Source organism: Microbacterium salitolerans (assembly GCF_019720895.1).
Taxonomy (GTDB): domain Bacteria; phylum Actinomycetota; class Actinomycetes; order Actinomycetales; family Microbacteriaceae; genus Microbacterium.
This window is the reverse complement of sequence record NZ_JAHKSH010000003.1, coordinates 512,104-531,440: the sequence shown is the minus strand read 5'-3', so window position 1 is coordinate 531,440 and position 19,337 is coordinate 512,104. Positions and strand designations below refer to the sequence as shown.

17 protein-coding genes are annotated in these 19,337 nt (G+C 70.4%); 6 read left to right on the top strand and 11 right to left on the bottom strand.

The features are described 5' to 3' along the window. Positions 1-25: 25 nt before the first annotated feature. Complete coding sequence (locus tag KOL93_RS09000; RefSeq protein WP_221584995.1) at positions 26-646, bottom strand: QsdR family transcriptional regulator; 621 nt, start codon at positions 644-646, stop codon at positions 26-28. A gap of 90 nt (positions 647-736) precedes the next feature. Between KOL93_RS09000 and KOL93_RS08995 the strand changes: the two genes are divergently transcribed. Continuing rightward, positions 737-1,957, top strand: a complete 1,221-nt coding sequence (locus KOL93_RS08995) for an acyl-CoA dehydrogenase family protein (RefSeq protein WP_221584994.1) — start codon at positions 737-739, stop codon at positions 1,955-1,957. An 11-nt stretch (positions 1,958-1,968) separates the two neighbouring features. Beyond that, complete coding sequence (locus tag KOL93_RS08990) at positions 1,969-3,192, top strand: acetyl-CoA C-acetyltransferase (protein WP_221584993.1); 1,224 nt, start codon at positions 1,969-1,971, stop codon at positions 3,190-3,192. 52 nt (positions 3,193-3,244) lie between these two features. Here the strand turns inward: KOL93_RS08990 and KOL93_RS08985 are convergent, their stop codons facing one another. From KOL93_RS08985 to KOL93_RS08965, 5 genes are all read right to left on the bottom strand, one after another. Further along, entirely contained in the window at positions 3,245-3,727 is a 483-nt protein-coding gene (locus KOL93_RS08985; protein WP_260406175.1) for a MaoC family dehydratase, read from the bottom strand. Then, positions 3,724-4,485, bottom strand: coding sequence for a 3-oxoacyl-ACP reductase FabG (fabG, locus tag KOL93_RS08980; RefSeq protein ID WP_221584992.1), 762 nt, complete (start codon positions 4,483-4,485; stop codon positions 3,724-3,726). The genes KOL93_RS08985 and fabG overlap by 4 nt, the downstream gene beginning before the upstream one ends. A 100-nt stretch (positions 4,486-4,585) precedes the next feature. Then, positions 4,586-4,957 (bottom strand): potassium transporter Trk, encoded by a 372-nt coding sequence (locus KOL93_RS08975; RefSeq protein WP_260406173.1) that lies wholly within the window; start codon positions 4,955-4,957, stop codon positions 4,586-4,588. A gap of 46 nt (positions 4,958-5,003) precedes the next feature. After that, positions 5,004-5,354, bottom strand: a complete 351-nt coding sequence (locus KOL93_RS08970; RefSeq protein WP_221584991.1) for a sterol carrier family protein — start codon at positions 5,352-5,354, stop codon at positions 5,004-5,006. Positions 5,355-5,380: 26 nt separating this feature from the next. Beyond that, entirely contained in the window at positions 5,381-7,633 is a 2,253-nt protein-coding gene (locus tag KOL93_RS08965; RefSeq protein WP_308291590.1) for a molybdopterin-dependent oxidoreductase, read from the bottom strand. Between the two features lie 126 nt (positions 7,634-7,759). Here KOL93_RS08965 and purD point away from each other — a divergent pair, with 126 nt between their 5' ends. Next, positions 7,760-9,025 (top strand): phosphoribosylamine--glycine ligase, encoded by a 1,266-nt coding sequence (gene purD / locus KOL93_RS08960; protein ID WP_221584990.1) that lies wholly within the window; start codon positions 7,760-7,762, stop codon positions 9,023-9,025. A 24-nt stretch (positions 9,026-9,049) separates the two neighbouring features. On the opposite strand, the gene KOL93_RS08955 is transcribed toward purD, so the two are convergent. Further along, complete coding sequence (locus KOL93_RS08955) at positions 9,050-10,252, bottom strand: MFS transporter (RefSeq protein WP_221584989.1); 1,203 nt, start codon at positions 10,250-10,252, stop codon at positions 9,050-9,052. Beyond that, on the bottom strand, positions 10,230-10,691 hold the full coding sequence (locus KOL93_RS08950) for a hypothetical protein (protein ID WP_221584988.1): 462 nt from the start codon (positions 10,689-10,691) through the stop codon (positions 10,230-10,232). The genes KOL93_RS08955 and KOL93_RS08950 overlap by 23 nt, the downstream gene beginning before the upstream one ends. A gap of 342 nt (positions 10,692-11,033) precedes the next feature. Here KOL93_RS08950 and KOL93_RS08945 point away from each other — a divergent pair, with 342 nt between their 5' ends. Next, positions 11,034-11,393 carry a nuclear transport factor 2 family protein gene (locus KOL93_RS08945; protein WP_221584987.1) on the top strand — a complete coding sequence of 120 codons (360 nt, stop codon included), beginning with the start codon at positions 11,034-11,036 and terminating at the stop codon, positions 11,391-11,393. Between the two features lie 51 nt (positions 11,394-11,444). Next, positions 11,445-12,323 carry a phosphoribosylaminoimidazolesuccinocarboxamide synthase gene (locus tag KOL93_RS08940; RefSeq protein ID WP_221584986.1) on the top strand — a complete coding sequence of 293 codons (879 nt, stop codon included), beginning with the start codon at positions 11,445-11,447 and terminating at the stop codon, positions 12,321-12,323. A gap of 49 nt (positions 12,324-12,372) precedes the next feature. Here KOL93_RS08940 and KOL93_RS08935 read toward each other — a convergent pair whose 3' ends face one another. Together KOL93_RS08935 and KOL93_RS08930 are read right to left on the bottom strand one after the other, a co-directional pair. Continuing rightward, positions 12,373-14,328 carry a BCCT family transporter gene (locus tag KOL93_RS08935; protein WP_308291589.1) on the bottom strand — a complete coding sequence of 652 codons (1,956 nt, stop codon included), beginning with the start codon at positions 14,326-14,328 and terminating at the stop codon, positions 12,373-12,375. 246 nt (positions 14,329-14,574) lie between these two features. Beyond that, positions 14,575-16,605 carry a BCCT family transporter gene (locus tag KOL93_RS08930; protein ID WP_221584984.1) on the bottom strand — a complete coding sequence of 677 codons (2,031 nt, stop codon included), beginning with the start codon at positions 16,603-16,605 and terminating at the stop codon, positions 14,575-14,577. Positions 16,606-16,800: 195 nt separating this feature from the next. Here KOL93_RS08930 and KOL93_RS08925 point away from each other — a divergent pair, with 195 nt between their 5' ends. Then, positions 16,801-18,153: a uracil-xanthine permease family protein gene (locus KOL93_RS08925; protein ID WP_221584983.1), complete on the top strand. Its 1,353-nt coding sequence runs from the start codon at positions 16,801-16,803 to the stop codon at positions 18,151-18,153. 166 nt (positions 18,154-18,319) lie between these two features. On the opposite strand, the gene KOL93_RS08920 is transcribed toward KOL93_RS08925, so the two are convergent. Further along, on the bottom strand, positions 18,320-19,330 hold the full coding sequence (locus KOL93_RS08920) for a LacI family DNA-binding transcriptional regulator (protein WP_221584982.1): 1,011 nt from the start codon (positions 19,328-19,330) through the stop codon (positions 18,320-18,322). Between the last annotated feature and the right edge of the window lie 7 nt (positions 19,331-19,337).

The following is a 19,337-nucleotide window of genomic DNA, read 5'->3' as shown; positions in this document are numbered from 1 at the left end:
TCCCGACGAGCATCGAGACGCCGACTCAGTCGACGCGCAGGACGTGGCGGAACGCGGCGCGCGCTCGGTCGATGCTGGGCGACTCGCCGGCGATGAGATCCGAGTAGGTGAACGACTCCGAGACTCGCACGAGCAGATACGCGAGCGCATGGGGCTCCAGCTGGCCGACGGCGACTCCGCCGAGGCGGGTGGCGATGAGCCATTCGGCCGTCGCGACGTACCGCCGCTGGATCGCCCCCTCGGTCGTCGTGAGCAGCCGCAGCGCACGGGCTGGCTCACGCTGAAGAAATGCGCGGAAGTACGGCGCCTCGATGAGGTCGGCGGCGAACGCGCCGAACAGCTCGGCGAGCGCCTCCGGCCCGGGCCCCTCTCCCGCCACCCCCTCGGCCTGGACGAGCGTCGGGATCGCGAGCGACCAGAGCACCTCGCCGAGCAGCGCGTCGCGATTGCCGACCCACCGGAACAGCGAGGTGCGGTCGACGCCGAGCGAGGCGGACAGCGCGCCCATATCGATCCGCCTCCCGTCGACGAACGTCTCTCGCGCGCGCTCGAACGCACGCTGGGCATCGGGATGCTCGCGACTCGACAGCTTCTGCGAGAGCGCGGTCGGGACGGCTTCGAGACCCACCGTGGCGATCGTCGACATAGCCGCATCGTATCGATGCGACGGGAAAGGGATGCAACATTCTCAAAAATGATGCACACTGGTCGCGTTCACCGACGAACAGGAGGAACGATGACGTTCACGACCGAGGCGGCACCCGCCGTCGATGCCCCCGCCGCCGCGCCGCTTCTCGACGCCGACTTCTACGGGTTCCAGAACCTGCTCGCCCCCCACGAGCAGGAGTCCGTGCTCGCCGTACGCGAGTTCATGGAGCGGGAGGTGCGCCCCATCGCCGATGACTACTGGGATCGGGCCGAGTGCCCCGTGCACCTCTTCCAGCCGTTCGCGCAGCTGGGCACAATGGGCGCGGCGTGGGAGGAGACGTCGACCCGCCCGACGTCCGCCGTGCACCGCGGCTGGATCGGGATGGAGCTCGCGCGCGTCGACTCCTCGTTCTGCACGTTCGTGGGCGTCTCGAGCGGGCTCGCGATGACGTCGATCGCGGTCGGCGGGTCCCCGGAGCAGCGCGCACAGTGGCTGCCGAAGCTCGCCGACGGATCCCACATCGGCGCCTTCGGCCTCACCGAGCCCTTCGCCGGCTCCGACACCGCCCGCGGCCTGCGCACAACGGCGACGCGGCACGGCGACACCTGGATCCTCAACGGCGCCAAGCGCTGGATCGGCAACGCGACCTTCGCCGACGTCGTCGTCATCTGGGCCAAGGACACGGCGGACGACCAGGTCAAGGGCTTCCTCGTCCGGAAGGGCACGCCGGGCTTCACCGCGACGAAGATCGAGCGCAAGCAGTCGCTGCGCATCGTGCAGAACGCCGACATCATCCTCGAGAACGTCGAGATCGCCGAGGCGGATCGTCTGCAGCGGATCAACGGCTTCCGCGATCTGGCCGAGGTGCTGCGGATCACGCGCGACGGCGTCTCGTGGCAGTCGCTCGGTACGATGATCGGCGCCTACGAGGCCGCCCTGCGCTACGTCGGCGAGCGCGAGCAGTTCGGCCGCCCGATCGCGTCGTTCCAGCTCGTGCAGGACAAGATGGCGACCGCTGTCGCGAACATCACCGCCGGCTTCGGCATGTGCATGCGAGTCTCGCAGATGGCCGACGAGGGGAATCAGCGCGACGAGCACGCCGCCCTGGCGAAGTCGTTCGTGACGACGCGCATGCGCGAGACGGTGGCGCTGTGCCGCGAGGTGCTGGGCGGCAACGGCATCACGCTCGACCACGGCGTCGCGCGCTACTTCGCCGACGCCGAGGCCGTCTACACCTTCGAGGGCACGAAGGACATGAACCAGCTCATCGTCGGGCGCTCGATCACCGGCCAGTCGGCCTTCGTCTGAAGGGGACGCTGATGACCGAGGCGTACATCGTCGCGACCGCCCGCTCGCCGATCGGCCGCGCACACAAGGGATCCCTGAAGGGCCTCCGCTCCGACGATCTCGCTGCGCGCATGGTGCAGGCAGCCGTCGACCGGGTTCCGGGGCTGGATCCGCACCGGATCGAGGACATCATCCTCGGCTGCGGGCTGCCGGGCGGGTACCAGGGCAGCAATCTCGCACGCATCGTGTCCGTGCTGCTCGGCTGGGACGGCGTGCCGGGCACGACCGTCACCCGCTACTGCTCGTCGAGTCTGCAGTCCACGCGCATGGCGTTCCATGCGATCAAGGCCGACGAGGGCGACGCGTTCATCTCGGCAGGTGTCGAGTCGGTCAGCGGTATGGCAGTCGGCTCGAGCGACATGATCCCCGGCGTCGACCTCACGAACCCGGCCTTCCGCGAGGCGATCGCGCGCACGCAGAGCCGGTCGATCGCGGACGCCCCGCAGTGGACCGATCCGCGGCTCGAGGGGGCGCTGCCCGACCCGTACATCGCGATGGGCGAGACGGCCGAGAACGTCGCAGCCCTCCACGGCATCACGCGCGAGGAGCAGGACGCCTTCGCCGCGCGCAGCCAACAGCGAGCGGAGCGGGCGATCGTCGACGGATTCTGGGCGCGCGACATCACGCCCGTGACGCTCCCCGACGGGACCGTCGTGTCGTCCGACGACGGTCCGCGCGCCGGGACGACGACCGAGAAGCTCGCGACGCTGGACCCCGTCTTCCGACCCGACGGCACGGTCACGGCCGGCAACGCATGCCCGCTCAACGACGGCGCCGCAGCCGTGGTCATCGTGTCGGGTCGCCTGGTCGACGAGCTCGGGCTCGAGCCGCTCGCGCGCATCGTCTCGACGGGCGTCAGCGGGCTGTCGCCCGAGATCATGGGCCTCGGCCCCGTCGACGCGAGCCGATCGGCTTTGGCTCGCGCGGGACTGACCGTCGACGACATGGACCTCGTCGAGATCAACGAGGCGTTCGCCGCGCAGGTGCTCCCGTCGGCGCGCGAGCTCGGAGTGGACGAGGACCGGCTCAACGTGCACGGCGGCGCGATCGCCGTCGGCCACCCCTTCGGGATGACAGGTGCCCGCATCACCTCGACGCTGCTCACGGGCCTCGCCACGACGGGCGGGCGCTATGGGCTCGAGACGATGTGCGTCGGCGGCGGCCAGGGCATGGCCATGGTGCTCGAGCGGCTCTGAACCCTCGACGACGAGCACCCCTTCCCCCGCGAGAAGGGGCGCTCGTCGTCTGTCAGGACTCGGGCACGTAGACCGCGAGGGTCTGCGCCACGAGGGCCGGCTTGTCGGAGCCCTCGAGCTCGATCGTCACGGTCGACGCCGCGCGCACACCCCGGGGCGTATCTTCGACGCCCGTGAGCTCCGTCGTGGCCCGCACCCGGGATCCGGCCGGCACCGGAGCGAGAAAGCGCACCCGGTCGAGCCCGTAGTTCATCGCCAGCGCGACGCCGCCGACCTCCATCAGCGATGCGGCGAGGTGCGGCAGCAGCGACAGGGTGAGGAATCCGTGCGCCACGGTCGCACCGAAGGGCCCCGTCGCGGCGCGCTCGGCATCGAGGTGGATCCACTGGTGGTCGAGGGTCGCATCGGCGAAGTCGGAGATGCGCTGCTGATCGATCGCGAACCACTCGCCCGTCGCCGTCCGCCCGATGGCGCTGGGAAGGTCGGCGACCGCGTCGACGGCGATCACGCTCGCCCGCTCCGTGTGCGCGCTCATGCGGTCGGTCCTCCTGCCACATACAGCACCTGGCCGGAGGTGAAACCCGCCCCCTCCGCACAGAAGAATGAGGCGGCGGCCGCGATGTCGGCCGGGGCGCCCGCCCGCCCGACGGGGATCTGCGCGATCGCCCCGGCGACGAAGTCCTCGAACGAGACGCCCACGCGCGCGGCGGTCTCACGCGTCATGTCGGTCTCGATGAAGCCGGGCGCGATGGCGTTCGCCGTGATGCCGAAGCGCCCGAGCTCGATCGCGAGCGTCTTGGTGAAGCCCTGGATTCCCGCCTTCGCCGCCGAATAGTTCACCTGACCGCGGTTTCCGAGGGCCGACGTGCTGGACAGATTGACGACCCGCCCCCATCCGGCATCGACCATGTGCTTCTGCACGGCCCGCGTCATGAGGAAGGCGCCGCGCAGGTGCACGTCGAGCACCTGATCCCAGTCGTCGGACGTCATCTTGAACAGGAGGTTGTCGCGCAGGATCCCGGCGTTGTTCACGAGGATCGCGGGCGCCCCGAGTGCGTCGGCGACGCGGGCCACGCAAGCCGCGACGGCCGCCTCATCGGAGACGTCGGCGCCGATGGCGATGGCCGTGCCGCCGTCGTCGCGGATGCTCTGCGCCGTCTCGGCCGCCTGCTGCTCGCGCAGATCGACCACGGCCACGGCGCATCCGTCGGCGGCGAGGCGCCGGGCGATCGCCTCGCCGATGCCCCGCGCACCTCCTGTCACGATCGCCACGCGTGCGGTGGTAGATGTCATGGGGATCCTCTCGTCATCGAGCATGTGGAACCCGTTCATCATACCGACCGGGCGGTATGTTTGAAAGACGCGGCACTGCACGCCCGCTCCCGCCCGCCCCTCAGCGCTCGTCGACGATGTCGACCGTGACGGTGGCCTGGCGCACCTTGCGCGCCGCGACCCGGTCGAGGATGAGCGCGAGGATCATCATGAGCGCGATGCCGGCAGGGATGCACCACAGGAGGATGAATCCGAACGCCTGCATCTGCGAATACGTCACCTCGGTGAAGGGGCTCGCCTCGGTCGTGCCGTCGAACGCCGTCGCGAGAATCATCGCAGCGAGGAGTCCGATCGCGACGCCGAGTGCGGTGAAGACGCCGTACTTCGGCGAGCGCCGCACGGCGACGCGCGCCTCCGGCGTGTGCACGACGCGCTCGTCCGTCTCCGGCGTCTTCGCCGCGTCGGTGGTCTGTGCGTCATGGATCCCGGCCATGACCTCATTCAATCACCGCAACACTGGGAGTGGTCGGGGCATCGGCTCACCAGCGCACGGGAAGAAGATGCGAGATGTCCGCACGCGTGCCCGACGCGCTGATCCGATCGCGCGCGTCCGGCCACGCGAGATCGCCCGTCGCGAGCGCGATCCAGGTGGCCGGATCCGTCTCGATGACGTTCGGCGGCGTGCCGCGCGTATGAGCGGGCCCCTGGATCACCTGAACGGCGCCGAACGGCGGCACACGCACCTCGACGCTCTTGCCGGGCGCCCGCTCCTCGAGCAGCTGCAGCAGGTAGCGCACCGACGTGGCGAGGTCGGTGCGCGCGGGCTGCTCGGCGGCGCGCACGGCGTCGAGCGCGACGCGTCCGGTGGCGGTATCGATCTTGCGGGGCATGGGTCCATCCTCGCGTGTGCCGCGTCTCAGCGCTCGGCGATGCGGGGTGGGTCGAAGGCCTCCACCGGCAGGAGCTCGCCGTCGAAGCGCTCGACCTCGACGAGCGTCGTCTGCGCCGTCGTCGCCTGGGCGAGCTTCGAGGTGCCGCGGTCGGCCGTCAGCACGTTGGGGTTGCCGTGCCGCTCGAGGCCTGTCGCGGGATCCGGGTCGTACCAGGCGCCGGTCGGCAGCACGACGACGCCCGGCGCCACCGCGTCGGTGACGACGGCGCCCGCGAGGCACGCCCCGCGGTCGTTGCGGATCCGCACGATGTCACCGTCGCGGATCCCCCGGGCCACCGCGTCAGCGCGCGAGAGCCGGCACGCCTCGCGACCTCGGATCTTCGCCGCGCGGCTGACGGATCCGTGATCCAGCTGGCTGTGGAGCCGCGTCGTCGGCTGGTGCGAGATGAGCTGCAGCGGATAGCCCGTGGCCCACTCGCGCGGGGTCATCCAGGCGGGGTGCCCGCCGCAGTCGTCGTACCCGAAGCCCGCGATCGTCTCGGAGAAGATCTCGATGCGCCCGCTCGGGGTCGCCAGCGGCTCTCCCGCGCGAAAGCGGACGAGCGGGTTCCGCGGCTCGACCCGGGGCAGCTCGACGGATCCGCTCTCCCAGAACTCGTCGAAGGGCGGCAGCTCGAGACCGATGCCGGCGGCCGACGTGCGCCCGGCGTCGTACATCTCGCGCAGCGCGGCGTCGACGGACTGGTGCGGTGCGTCGAGGCCGAGCGCGAGCGCGAGGCGGCGGAAGATCTCGGAGTCGTCGAGGGCCTCGCCGACCGGATCCACGGCGCGCTTCATGGCGACGATCCACCCATCGCTCGAGGTCGCCGCGATGTCGTCGCGCTCGAGGGACGTCGTCGCGGGCAGCACGATGTCGGCGTGCTTGGCCGTCGGCGTCCACCACGGCTCGTTCACGATGATCGTGTCGGGGCGCTGCCACGCCGCCGTGAGCCGCCCCAGGTCCTGATGGTGATGGAAGGGATTTCCGCCCGCCCAGTACACGAGCCGGATGTCGGGGTACGTGCGCCGCTCGCCGTCGAAGTCGTACGCGCCGCCGGGGTTCTCGAGTGCGTCGACGATGCGCGCGACGGGGATCTCGCGCCCCGCGAGCGGATTCACGCCCTTCGTGAGCGACGGCGGACGGAATCTCTGCGACCCCGATCCGATGCCGTCCGTCGAGCCGAAGCCGAAGGCGAAGCCCTCTCCCGGACGGCCGACGCCTCCGAGCATCGCCGCGAGGACGACCGTCATCCAGTACGGCTGCTCACCGTGCTCCGCGCGCTGCAGCGACCACGTCGTCGTGATGAGCGTGCGGGTGACGGACATGTCGCGGGCGAGTCCGCGGATCCGCTCGGCCGCGATTCCCGTGATGTCGGACGCCCACTCCGCGTCCTTCGCGACGCCGTCCCCATCGCCCCGGACGTAGGCCGCGAATCGGTCGAACCCCGTCGTGAACGTCTCGAGGAACGCGCGGTCGTGACGGTCTTCGACGAGCAGCGTGTGCGCGATGCCGATGAGCAGCGCGACGTCGGTGCCGGGACGGATCGGCTGCCACTCGACGCCCGCCGGCGCCTCGTCGCGGATCGGGTTGACGTTGATCGCCCGCGCTCCCGCGGCGAGCGCACGGGAGAGCCCGCGTGCGCCGCGATGCGCGCCGACGCCGCCCGAGTCGACCTTCATGTTGCGGGTCGGGACGCCGCCGAGCATGAGCCACGTCTCGGTGTGGGCCGCGATGTCGTCCCACGAGTGCGAGTCGCTCGTGTTGGCGTCGAATCCGAGCACGCGCGGGAGGATCACCGACGACGCCCCGAAGCTGTACGTCCCGACGTGCGCGATGTACCCGCCCGACGCCGCGAGGAACCGCTGCATCTGGGTCTTCGCGTGGTGGAAGCGACCGGCGCTCGCCCAGCCGTAGGATCCGCCGAAGATCGCTTCGGAGCCGTGCTCGCTCCGCACGCGCGTGAGCTCTCGTGCGACGGTGCCGATCGCCTCATCCCAGGAGACCTCGACGAACTCGTCGCCGCCGCGGGGCGCCTCGTCGCGCGACCGACCCTCGAGCCAGCCGCGTCGGATGGCCGGCCTCCGGACGCGATTCGGCGCGTGCACGACGTCGGGGACGGACGCGAGCAGGTCGGCGGGGTCCGGATCCCCTTCGAAGGGCACGGCCTCGACGAGGCGGCCGTTCTCGACGCGGGGACGGAAGGCGCCCCAGTGGGCACTGTGGATGGCGGCGGTCACGGGTCCCCCCTGTTCGGTGTGCCCGCCCCACCCTTCCGCACGTGCCGGGCGGGAGCAAAGCGCGCTCGCGACCAGAGAGCCGCCTCATGATGCAGGACGCCCCCGCGCGCCCGTACGCTGGAGCACGTGAAGATCCTCGTTCTCGGCTCCGGCGCGCGCGAGCACGCCATCGTCCTCGCTCTCGCGTCCGAATCCGCGTCGCACGAGCTCCTCGCCGCTCCCGGCAACGCCGGCATCGGGCGCGATGCGACGCTCGTCGACGTCGACATGCTCGACCCGACGGCCGTGACGACGTTCGCGAAGGAGCACGCCGTCGACCTCGTCGTGATCGGCCCCGAGGCGCCGCTCGTCGCCGGCGTCGCCGACACCCTGCGCGAGCACGGGATCCCCGTCTTCGGCCCGGGCCGGCAGGCGGCGCAGCTCGAGGGATCCAAGGCCTTCGCGAAGCGGATCATGGAGCAGGCCGGCGTTCCCACGGGCCGCGCGGTGCACGCACGCTCACTCGAGGACACCGCCGCCGCCCTCGACGACTTCGGCGCGCCCTACGTCGTGAAGGCCGACGGGCTCGCAGCCGGCAAGGGCGTCATCGTGACCGAGGATCGCTCCGCCGCCCTCGCCCACGCCGAGCAGTACCTCCCGAAGGGCCCCGTGCTCGTCGAGGAGTTCCTGTCGGGGCCCGAGGTGTCCCTCTTCCTCCTCAGCGACGGCGACACCGTGCGCCCCCTCTCGCCGGCTCAGGACTTCAAGCGCGCGCTCGACGGCGACGCGGGCCCGAACACGGGCGGAATGGGCGCGTATTCGCCCCTCCCCTGGCTCGCCGAGCAGTACGGATCCGTGCAGGCGTTCGTCGACGAGGTCACCGAGCAGATCGCGCTGCCCGTCGTCCGCGAGCTCGACCGCGACGGATCGCCCTTCATCGGTCTGCTGTACGCGGGGCTCATCCTCACGGAGCAGGGCGTCCGCGTCATCGAGTTCAACGCCCGCTTCGGCGACCCCGAGACGCAGATCGTGCTGCCGCGCCTCGCGACGCCGCTGTCGCGTCTGCTGATGGCCGCCGCCGCCGGCACCCTGGAGGACGAGAGCGCCCCCGAGTTCCGCGACGAGGCCGCCGTGACGGTCGTGCTCGCGAGCGAGGGCTACCCCGCCTCCCCGATCACGGGACGCGTGATCACGGGCCTCGACGAGGCCGAGCGCATCGAGGGCGTGCACATCACGCATGCCGCGACGCGGCGCGACGGCGACGACCTCATCGCGACGGGCGGACGCGTGCTCAACGTCGTCGCCCGCGGCGCCACGTTCGCCGAGGCGCGCTCCCGCGCCTACGAGGCGATGAGCCGGATCCACCTCGAGGGATCCCACTTCCGCACCGACATCGCGGCGCAGGTCGCGTAGCGGGTCGCACTCGGCCGGGCGCCGTCAGGCGTCTGACCGGCGCCGTCCGAGCGTGCCGGGGATCGCGATCGTCGCGAGCGCCGTGCAGGCGGCGAACGCGAGTGCCATCCCCACGACCAGGGGCCACCGCCCCGCGTCCCACGCCCACCCGAGGGCGAGGGAGCTGACGGAGGATCCCGCGTAGTAGAACAGCGTGTACCAGGCGGATCCGACGACGGGTTTCGGCGACACCGCGGGGACGGTCGCGCTCGCGACCGCGTGCGCGAGGAAGAACCCTCCGGCGAGCGCGACGAGCCCGGCGATCACCGACACGAGGTTCTCGGGCAGAGTGAGCAGGTGGCCGAGCGCCATGAGTCCGATGCCGATCAGGATCGCGCGGCGCACGCCGAATCGCTCGAGCGCGACGCCGGCGCGCATCGATGTCGCGGTCCCGGCGATGTAGGCCAGGAACAGCATCGAGGTGAGGCCGACGCCGTATGAGAAGGGCGGCTCGAGCATGCGGAAGGCGACGGCGTTGAAGACGCCGATGAACGCGCACATCGCGAAGAATCCGACGCCGAAGAGGCCGGCGCGCACGACCCACCGAGTGGTCAGCGGCGAGGGCCTCGAATCCGATGCGCGCGCGGTGGGGGCGGCCCGCGCGCGCCGACGGGCGAGGAGCGCCACGAGCAGGACGCCGACGGCGCCGCTCACGAGGACCACGACGTCGACCGCGAGGATCCCCGCCCGCCAGCCGAGCCACTCGGTGACGAGACCCGCCAGGAGGCGCCCGATCATCCCTCCGGCCGTCGTGCCGGCGATGTAGGCGGCCGCGACCCGCGCCCGGCGGGACCCCGGAACCGCCCCGCCGGTCCAGACGACAGCCGAGACGAGCACGCCGCTCATGATGAGCCCGCCCACGATGCGAGATGCGACGAGCAGCCACCAGTCATCCACGAGCGCCGTGACCGCCGTGAGGACGGCGCCGCCCGCCAGCGAGACCGCGATGGTGCGGCCGCGGCCGACGCGATCGGCTACCCAGGACGCCGGGAACACGCCCAACGCGATCCCGAGCGTGGTCATCGACACGACGAGGTTCGCTTCGAACGCGCTGCGCCCGAAATGCGCGGCGATCTCGGCGAGCAGCGGCTGCGGCGCGTAGATCGCCGCCATGACGCCCATGCCGATCAGCAGGGCACCCGATTGGACTCCCCGCCAGCGCTCGTCAGGAGGGGTCTGTGCGCGCATCACCTCTATCTTGCACCCGTGGATCCGGCCCGCTCGTGTCGGCCGCGCCCTGCCTGCTGCGTGCGTAGCCCATCAGCGACGCGCAGAACGCGACGAGCAGGCCCACCGCCGTGCCCGCCGCGGCGAATGCGCCCGTGTGCACGAGGAGCGGCTCCAGCCAGCCGTCGCCGGACGCCTGATCCCACAGCCACCCGAACGACAGCACTGCGAGCCCCGAAGCCATGACGGGGATGAGGATCCACGCACGACGGAACGCCCGCACCGTGCGGTGCAGGTACGTGCCGAGGGCGAGCACACCCACCGCCGACGCCACCCAGAAGATCGGCAGCGCGAAGACGCCCAGAGAAAGCAGGCTCACAATGAGGTCGGGCTCGAGCACCGTCGCAACCGGGCCGACGGGAAACGCAACCGCCCACATCGCGAAGAGGGAGACGAGCACTCCCCACGGTCGAGGCCGTCGACGGAGAGGCGGCACTGTCGGAGGAGGAGGAGGACGCGGCGGAATCGCTGTCATGCCGCGACGCTATCCAGGGCGTGCTCTGGGCTGTCCAGTCCCAGTTCTGGGGTGTGGATAACGGGGCGAACGGCCCCCCATGTCGATCGGAGAGCAGGCCCGAGGAAGGACCTGGTGTCTTCGACTCCTGCCACCGGGTGTGGTTCCAGCTGCACGAGGATCTCCTCGCCACGCTCGGCCTCGACCGGGGCGCCGGGAGCACGGCCCTCGAGTGAGGCCGGGAGCACCACCTGCGGGGGCGGCCCCCGCGCGCGTAGCCTGGGCGCCATGGAGTTCACGGGCCTCGAGAACTGCGGCAACTCGCCGAAGAACACCCTGCTCGCCGAATGGGAGCAGGCGCTCGCGCTCGACGACTCGGCGGGCATCCGCGCCGTGCTCACGGACGACGTCACCCTGGAACATGCCGGCGGCTCCGCCCACGGCATCGAGGACGTCGTCGCCGAGCTCGCGCGCATCCGCGGCGACCTCACCCGCGCACACCTCGACATGGCCGTCACGCACGGCAAGGAGGGCGCGACCGGCGGATCCTGGACCCGCGGATCCGCCACGATCCACATCGCGCACCTGTTCCGCTTCTCCAGCGCGAAGGGCACGGCGATCAGCTGGATCCGGGTGGTGCAGAGCTGACGCGAACGGGCACCCGCGCAGCGCGCGCATCGGGCTCGTCATAATGGACGGATGAGCGACGCACCCCAGATCCCCGGTTGGAAGCACGTCTACTCGGGAAAGGTGCGCGATCTGTATCGACCGGAGGACGGATCCGCGACGATGCTCGTCGTCGCGAGCGACCGCGTCAGCGCCTTCGACCACGTGCTCGAGCCGGGGATCCCCGGCAAGGGCGAGCTGCTCACGCGACTCAGCATGTGGTGGTTCGACCAGCTCGCGGGCGCGGACGGCGGCGCGGCAATCCCGAACCACCTGACCGGCGAGGAGGCCCCGGCGGACGCCGCAGGGCGCGGCATGGTCGTGCGCTCGCTCGACATGCTGCCGGTCGAGTGCGTCGTGCGCGGCTACATCACCGGGTCCGGCTGGCTCGAGTATCAGGAGCACGGCACCGTCTGCGGCATCGTCCTGCCGGCCGGTCTGCAGAACGGCGACCGCCTTCCGGAGCCGATCTACACCCCCGCCTACAAGGCGCCGCTCGGCGAGCACGACGAGAACATCTCGTTCGAGAAGACCGTCGAGCTCGTCGGCGCCGAACGCGCCGCCGAGCTGCGCGACACCTCGCTCGCGATCTACACGCGCGCCGCCGCGGCGGCCGAGGCGAAGGGCCTCCTCCTCGCCGATACGAAGTTCGAGTTCGGGACCGACGAGCACGGCACGCTGCGGCTGGCCGACGAGGTGCTCACGAGCGACTCGTCGCGGTACTGGGAGAAGCAGGCGTGGGACACCGGATCCACGCCCGCCGAGCGCATGGCGAGCTTCGACAAGCAGATCGTGCGCGACTGGCTTGCCGCGAACTGGAACCGAGAGGGAACGCCACCCGAGCTGCCCGCCGAGATCATCGACCGCACCGTCGCCCGCTACCGCGAGCTGCTGGAGCGCATGACGGCGTGACGCACGCGAAGGGCGCCGGGAACGGAGTTCCCGGCGCCCTGTGTATGCGCTACTTCTCGCCGCCGTCTTCTTCGCCGTCACGCGGACGACGCCGACGACGGTTCTCGCCGACCGTGAGCGACGCGTCGCCGGACGCCGTGTGCGACGGATCCTGGGGCCCGGGAGCCTGGATCCGCCCCGGCTCGAGCGTGCGCGCGATGTCCTCCGCCGTCGTCGCCTGCGGCACCGTCGGGATCTGTCCGGTGGCAGCCGTCCACCACTCCGTGTAGGTCGGATCCGAGGTGTCGATGCCTGACCCCGCGCCGTGCTGCGGAGCGACCTCCGTCGCGTCGAACACGAAGTCGTCGCCGTGCTCCTCGATGCCCCGGCGAACGCCCTGCGCGATCGCCGCCTTCGCGAACCTCCGGCGGAGCATGTACGGATCCGTCCGCAGGTCCTTGCCCCACGCGAACAGGATCCCGATGAGGATCACCGCGAACGGCAGCGCCGTCACGACCATGATCGACTGCAGTCCGGACAGCGCGTTCTCGCCGCCGGCGAGCAGCAGGGCGAGTGAGGCCGCTCCGAGCAGGACTCCCCACATGATCGTGATCCACGTGGTCGGCTCGGGGCGCCCGCGCTGGCTCATGGACCCCATGACGATCGCCGCGGAATCGGCCGATGTCACGAAGAACAGGATGATCGAGATCATCGCGGCGACCGACAGCACCGTCGAGATCGGCAGCTCGACGCCTCCGAACACCAGGTTCGACTGCAGGACGTCGAAGACCCCGAACAGCACGCCCTCGTTCCCTGCCTCGCCCCGGATCTCGGTCAGACCTCCGCCGGTCTGCTCGTCGTAGAGCATCGTCGTGCCGCCCATGACGCCGAACCACACGATGCAGACGATCGACGGGACGATGATGACGACCGTGACGAACTCGCGCAGCGTGCGACCGCGCGAGATCTTCGCGATGAACATGCCCACGAACGGCGTCCACGAGATCCACCAGGCCCAGTAGTAGTTCGTCCAGCTGCCCATGAAAGCCGCCGCTTCCTCGCCCTGAGCGGGGTTGCGCGACAGCATCGTCCACAGCTCCCCGAGGAATGACGTAGCGCCGGCCGGGACCATGTTCAGGAGGAACAGCGTCGGACCGCCGATGAAGATCAGCACGCCGATGATGCCGGCGAGCACCATGTTGATGTTCGACAGGATGCGGATCCCGCGCTTGATGCCCGACACCGCCGAGACGACGAACGCCGCGGTGAGGACCGTGATGACGACGACGATGGCGCCGTTCCCGAGCGGGCCGATGCCCGTGACCACTTCGACGCCCGCCGTGATCTGCAGGGCTCCCATGCCCAGGGTGACGGCCGTTCCGAACAGCGTCACGATGATCGCGAAGATGTCGATGACGGATCCGATCCACCCCTCGGTCTTCTCCCGGAAGATCGGGGACAGCACCGCGGAGATGAGCGGCGCGCGGCCACGACGATAGGCCGCGTATGCGATCGCCCCGCCGACGAGCGCGTAGAACGACCACGCGATCGGACCCCAGTGGAGGATCGACTGCGCGAGCGCCGTCAGCATCGCATCGCGCGACCCCGGCTCCGCGTCGAACCCGTAGGGCACGTCCGCGAAGTAGATGAGCGGCTCACTCGGGCCCCAGAAGAGCAGTCCGATGCCCATGCCGGCCGAGAAGAGCATGGCCACCCATGCCGTCGTCGAGAACTCCGGCTTCTCATCGTCGGAACCGAGGCGCACACCCCCCGTTCGGCCGTAGCCGATCGCCAGCATGAAGCCGATGCTCACGACGGCGAGCAGCGAGAACAGCCAGCCGAAGCTGTCCGTCGTCCAGGTGAGAGCGGCTGTTCCCGCCGCGGCGATGCCCTCGGGGCTCACGAACCCCCAGATCGCGACGGCGAGCACCGCGACCCCGGCGATGGCGACGACGAGCCAGTTCGTCGAGAATCTGCGTGGGGTGTCCTCTACGCCGATGCCCGGGATGAGGGCCGGGTGGGTCACCTCCCGGAGGAGGCTCCTGACGGGCTCTTTCCTCTCGGGCCCCTCCCCCGATTGCGGTCGATCGTCCATCACCGTCTCCAGTTCTGTGTCGGGCAGGTGCGTACACGCGTGCAAAACAGTAGCGGGACCGGTGAGTCCATGCGAGTGCATCGACAACGAGACGAACCCGTCGACCCGGTGCCCCTGCGCACCCACCGCGCACACGAAGGGCGCCGGGGAGCGGATCCCCGGCGCCCTCCCCGTGCACTACTTCTCGCTGTCGCCCTCGTCTTCTTCGTCGTCACGCGGACGACGCCGACGACGGTTCTCGCCGACCGTGAGCGACGCGTCGCCGGACGCCGTGTGCGACGGATCCTGGGGCCCGGGAGCCTGGATCCGCCCCGGCTCGAGCGTGCGCGCGATGTCCTCCGCCGTCGTCGCCTGCGGCACGATCTCGATCTGCCCCGTGGCGGTGGACCACCACTCGGTGAGCGCTGGGTCGTCCGTGTCGATCCCCGAGCCCGCGCCGTGCTTCGGCGCCACCTCGGTCGCGTCGAACACGAAGTCGTCGCCGTGCTCCTCGATGCCCTTGCGGACACCCTGCGCGATCGCGGCCTGTGCGAACTTGCGGCGGATGATGTATGGATCGTTGCGCAGATCCGACGCCCAGGAGAACAGGATCCCGATGAGGATCACCGCGAACGGCAGCGCCGTGACGATCATGACCGCCTGCAGGCCGTCGAGCGCGTTCGTTCCGCCCGCGAGGAGCAGCACGAGCGACGTCGCGGCGAGCAGGATGCCCCACATCACCGTGATCCACGTCTGGGGCTCGGGACGGCCGCGCTGGCTGATGGATCCCATCACGATCGAGGCCGAGTCGGCCGACGTCACGAAGAACAGGATGATCGAGATCATCGCGCCGATGTTGAGGATCGTCGCGATCGGGACCTCCCAGCCGCCGATCACGAGGTTCGACTGCAGCGCGCTGAAGAGCGCGTACAGCACGCTCTGCGCACCGCCCTCGCCGTAGGCCGCCGTGAGCTCGCCACCCGACTGCTCGTCGAAGAACATCGCGGCGCCGCCCATGATGCCGAACCAGAGGACGCTGACGATCGACGGGACGATGATGACGACCGTGACGAACTCGCGCAGCGTGCGGCCGCGCGAGATCTTCGCGATGAACATGCCCACGAACGGCGTCCACGAGATCCACCAGGCCCAGTAGTAGTTCGTCCAGGAGTTCACGAACGCCTTCGCCTCCTCGCCCTGCGCCGCGTTGCGCGACAGCATCAGGAAGAGGTTGTCGAAGAAGCCGGGGACGGCCGCGGGGATCATGTTCAGGAGGAACACGATCGGGCCGAAGACGAACACGATCAGCGCGATGACGCCCGCGAGGACCATGTTGATGTTCGAGAGCATGCGGATGCCGCGCTTGATGCCCGAGACGGCCGACACGACGAACCCGGCGGCCAACACGGTCACGATGATGATGAGACCGGCGTTCCCGACGTCGCCGATGCCCGAGACGACCTCGACGCCCGCCGCGACCTGCAGCGTGCCGAGGCCCAGCGTCACGGACGTGCCGAACAGCGTGACGAGGATCGCGAAGATGTCGATGACGGATCCGATCCACCCCTCGGTCTTCTCCTTGAAGATCGGGTAGAGGATCGCCGAGATCAGCGGGGCGCGCCCGCGCCGGTACGCGGCGTAGGCGATCGCGCCGCCGACGAGCGCGTAGAAGCCCCACGCCATCGGCCCCCAATGGAGCGTCGCCTGCGCGAGCGAGGCGAGCATCGCGTCGCGCGAGCCCGGCTCGGCGTCGATGCCCGGCGGGACATTCTGGAAGAAGTCGAGCGGCTCTGCCGCGCCCCAGAACAGCAGGCCGATGCCCATGCCGGCTGAGAACAGCATGGCCACCCACGCCATCGTCGAGAACTCCGGCTTCTCGTCATCGGACCCCAGCCGCACGCCTCCCGTGCGCCCGAAGCCGATGATGAACATGAACAGCACCGTGACCACCGCGAGCAGCGAGAACAGCCACCCGAAGTTGTCCGTCACCCACCCGAGCGCGCTCTGCCCCACCGTGAGGAGGTTGTCGGGGGCGATGATGCCCCACAGCACGATGCCGATCGTCGCGGCACCGGCGACCCCGAGCACGACCCAGTTCGTCGGGAAGTCGCGCGGAGTGTCCTCGACGCCGATTCCCGGGATGAGCGCGGGGTGCGTGACCTCGCGCACGAGCTTCTTCACCGGCTCGCGTCTCTCTTTTGTGCCTTCCGGCTTCTCTTCGTCCGCCATGTCCTTGTCCTGGTTCCGTATGCGTCGCCTCGTGAGAGTGGCCCTGCGATACCGTAATCCGATCCATCGACGTATGCGAGCGCATCGACGGGTCGCCGTGAAACCCACGCGTGAAACTGGGAGGAAGCGGCCGGTAACGTTGATATGACCGGCATGCGCTCTCTTCCGGTCCCCGCACCGAGAAGAAGGATCCGCATGTTCGGTTGGACCCTGCACGGCGACGGTCGCACCGTCGCTCCCGGAAAGGTCGTCGCCCCTGGCGAGCGCCTGAACTGGCCCGCCACTGTCGCGATGGGCGTGCAGCACGTCGTCGCGATGTTCGGCGCGACGTTCCTCGTGCCGACCCTCACGGGCTTCCCCGTGTCGACGACGCTGCTGTTCAGCGGCCTGGGTACGATTCTGTTCCTCATCATCACGGGCAACCGCCTGCCCAGCTATCTCGGTTCCTCCTTCGCCTTCATCGCGCCGATCACAGCCGCGATGGCGCAGGGAGCCATCGGGTCCGCGCTCGCCGGCATCATCGCGGTCGGCCTGCTGCTGGCCGTCGTCGGCGTCGTCGTGCAGGTCGCGGGGCTGGGGTGGGTCGACAGGCTGATGCCGCCGGTCGTCGCGGGCGCGATCGTGGCGCTCATCGGCTTCAATCTCGCGCCGACGGCGTGGTCCAACTTCCAGGCCGACGGCATCGCGGCGACCATCACGCTCGTCGCCGTGATCCTCTTCGCTGTGCTGTTCCGCGGCTTCCTCGGACGCATCTCGATCTTCCTCGGCGTCATCGTCGGCTTCGTGTACAGTGCCGCGACCGGCTACTTCGGCGTCGAGAACCCCGACACGGGCCTCTCGCCCGCCGAGGTCATCGACCAGGCCGCGTGGATCGGCCTGCCGCAGTTCCACGTGCCCGACTTCGCGTCTCCCAGCACCTGGTCGACGATCGCGATGTTCCTGCCCGTCGTCCTCGTGCTCGTCGCCGAGAACGTCGGCCACGTGCGCGGCGTCGCGACGATGACCGACGACAGCGTCAACCGCTATACGGGCCGGGCGCTCATCGCCGACGGCGTCGCGACCATGGCCGCGGGGGCCGGCGGCGGATCCGGCACGACCACCTACGGCGAGAACATCGGCGTCATGGCGGCGACGCGCGTGTACTCGACCGCCGTGTACTGGGTCGCCGGCGCGGCCGCGATCGTGCTCGCGTTCTCGCCCAAGATCGGCGCCGTGTTCAACTCGATCCCTGCCGGTGTGCTCGGCGGCGTGACGACCGCGCTCTACGGCCTGATCGGCATCATCGGCATCAAGATCTGGGTGGACAACCGCGTCGACTTCTCGCGCCCCGTCAACCAGTACACGGCCGCCGTCGCCCTCGTGATCGGCATCGCCGGCTTCACGATGCAGGTCGAGGGGTTCGAGTTCGGCGGCATCGTCATCGGCACCGTGGCGGCGCTCGTCATCTACCACCTCGGCAACCTCATCGCACGTGCCCGCCGGACGGGCGCCGACGACGGCGGTCCGATCCCGGCCGTCGGCCAGATGGGCGGCGACCCCGAGGCGTGAGCCGCGGATCCGCTCGGGTGACGCTTGCGGCCCTTCGTGGCCCCGCGGAGGGTCACGCGCGTCACGCGAAGGGATCCGCGCCCGCGCGCTCGCACTCACGTAACGCGAACGACCCCTCGCCCGTCGAGGAAGGGTCGCCCGCGTCACGCGAATGGGCGCCCTCGCGTCAGCCGCTCGCGCGGACGACGAGCTCGAGCGGGAGGAGCGTCTCGTGCGGCGGATCCTCGCCGGCCAGACGACGGAGGAGGGTGTCGGCCATCGCGGCGCCCTGCGCGTGCGACGGCTGGCGGACGGTCGTGAGCTGCGGCGTGACGGCGGTGGCGACCGGCGAATCGTCGAACCCGACGACCGCGACGTCGTCCGGTGTGCGGATGCCGCGACGGGCGAGCGCGCTGAGCACACCGCGGGCCATGAGGTCGCTCGCGACGAAGAGCGCGTCGGGCGCGGCCCCGGAGTCGAGGATCCGCTCCACCGCCCGCGCACCCCCCTCGGCCGTGAACTCGCCGTCCTCGGAACCCACCGGCTCCAGGCCGGCTTCCGCGAGCACCTCGCGGAACCCCGCGAGGCGGTCGATGCCCGGCGGCATGTCCACGGGGCCCGCGACCGTGGCGATGCGGCGATGCCCGCACTCCACGAGGCGCCGCGTCGCGATTCTGGCGCCTTCGACGTTGTCGACGTCGACCCAGAACTCGCCGTCGCGGACGCGCATCGGACGCCCGCCGTACACGACGGGCGTCGACGCGGCGATGCGCTCGACGTAGGTGTCGCTCGTGTGGTGCGACACGATCAGCGCACCGTCGACGTTTCCCGACGAGACGAAGCTCGTCGCCTTGTCATCCGGGTCGTCGGACGCGATGAAGAGACCGAGCATGTACGGCGAGTCGGCGATCCGCTCATTGATGCCGGAGACGACCGCGGCGAAGTACGGATCACCGAAGAAGCGCGTCGCGTCCTCCGGGACGACGAGCGCGATGGCGTGGGTCTGCCGCGACGCGAGCGAGCGCGCCGCGCGGTTGGGCACGTACCGGAGCTCGGCGATGGCCCGCTCGACCGCCGTGAGCGCGTCGGCGCTCACACGGGATCCGCCGTTGACGACGCGGGAGACGGTCGACCGCGAGACGCCCGCGCGCTCGGCGACCTGCTCGAGCGTCGCCGCTCCCTCGCTGTTCGGGTTCATCGCATCC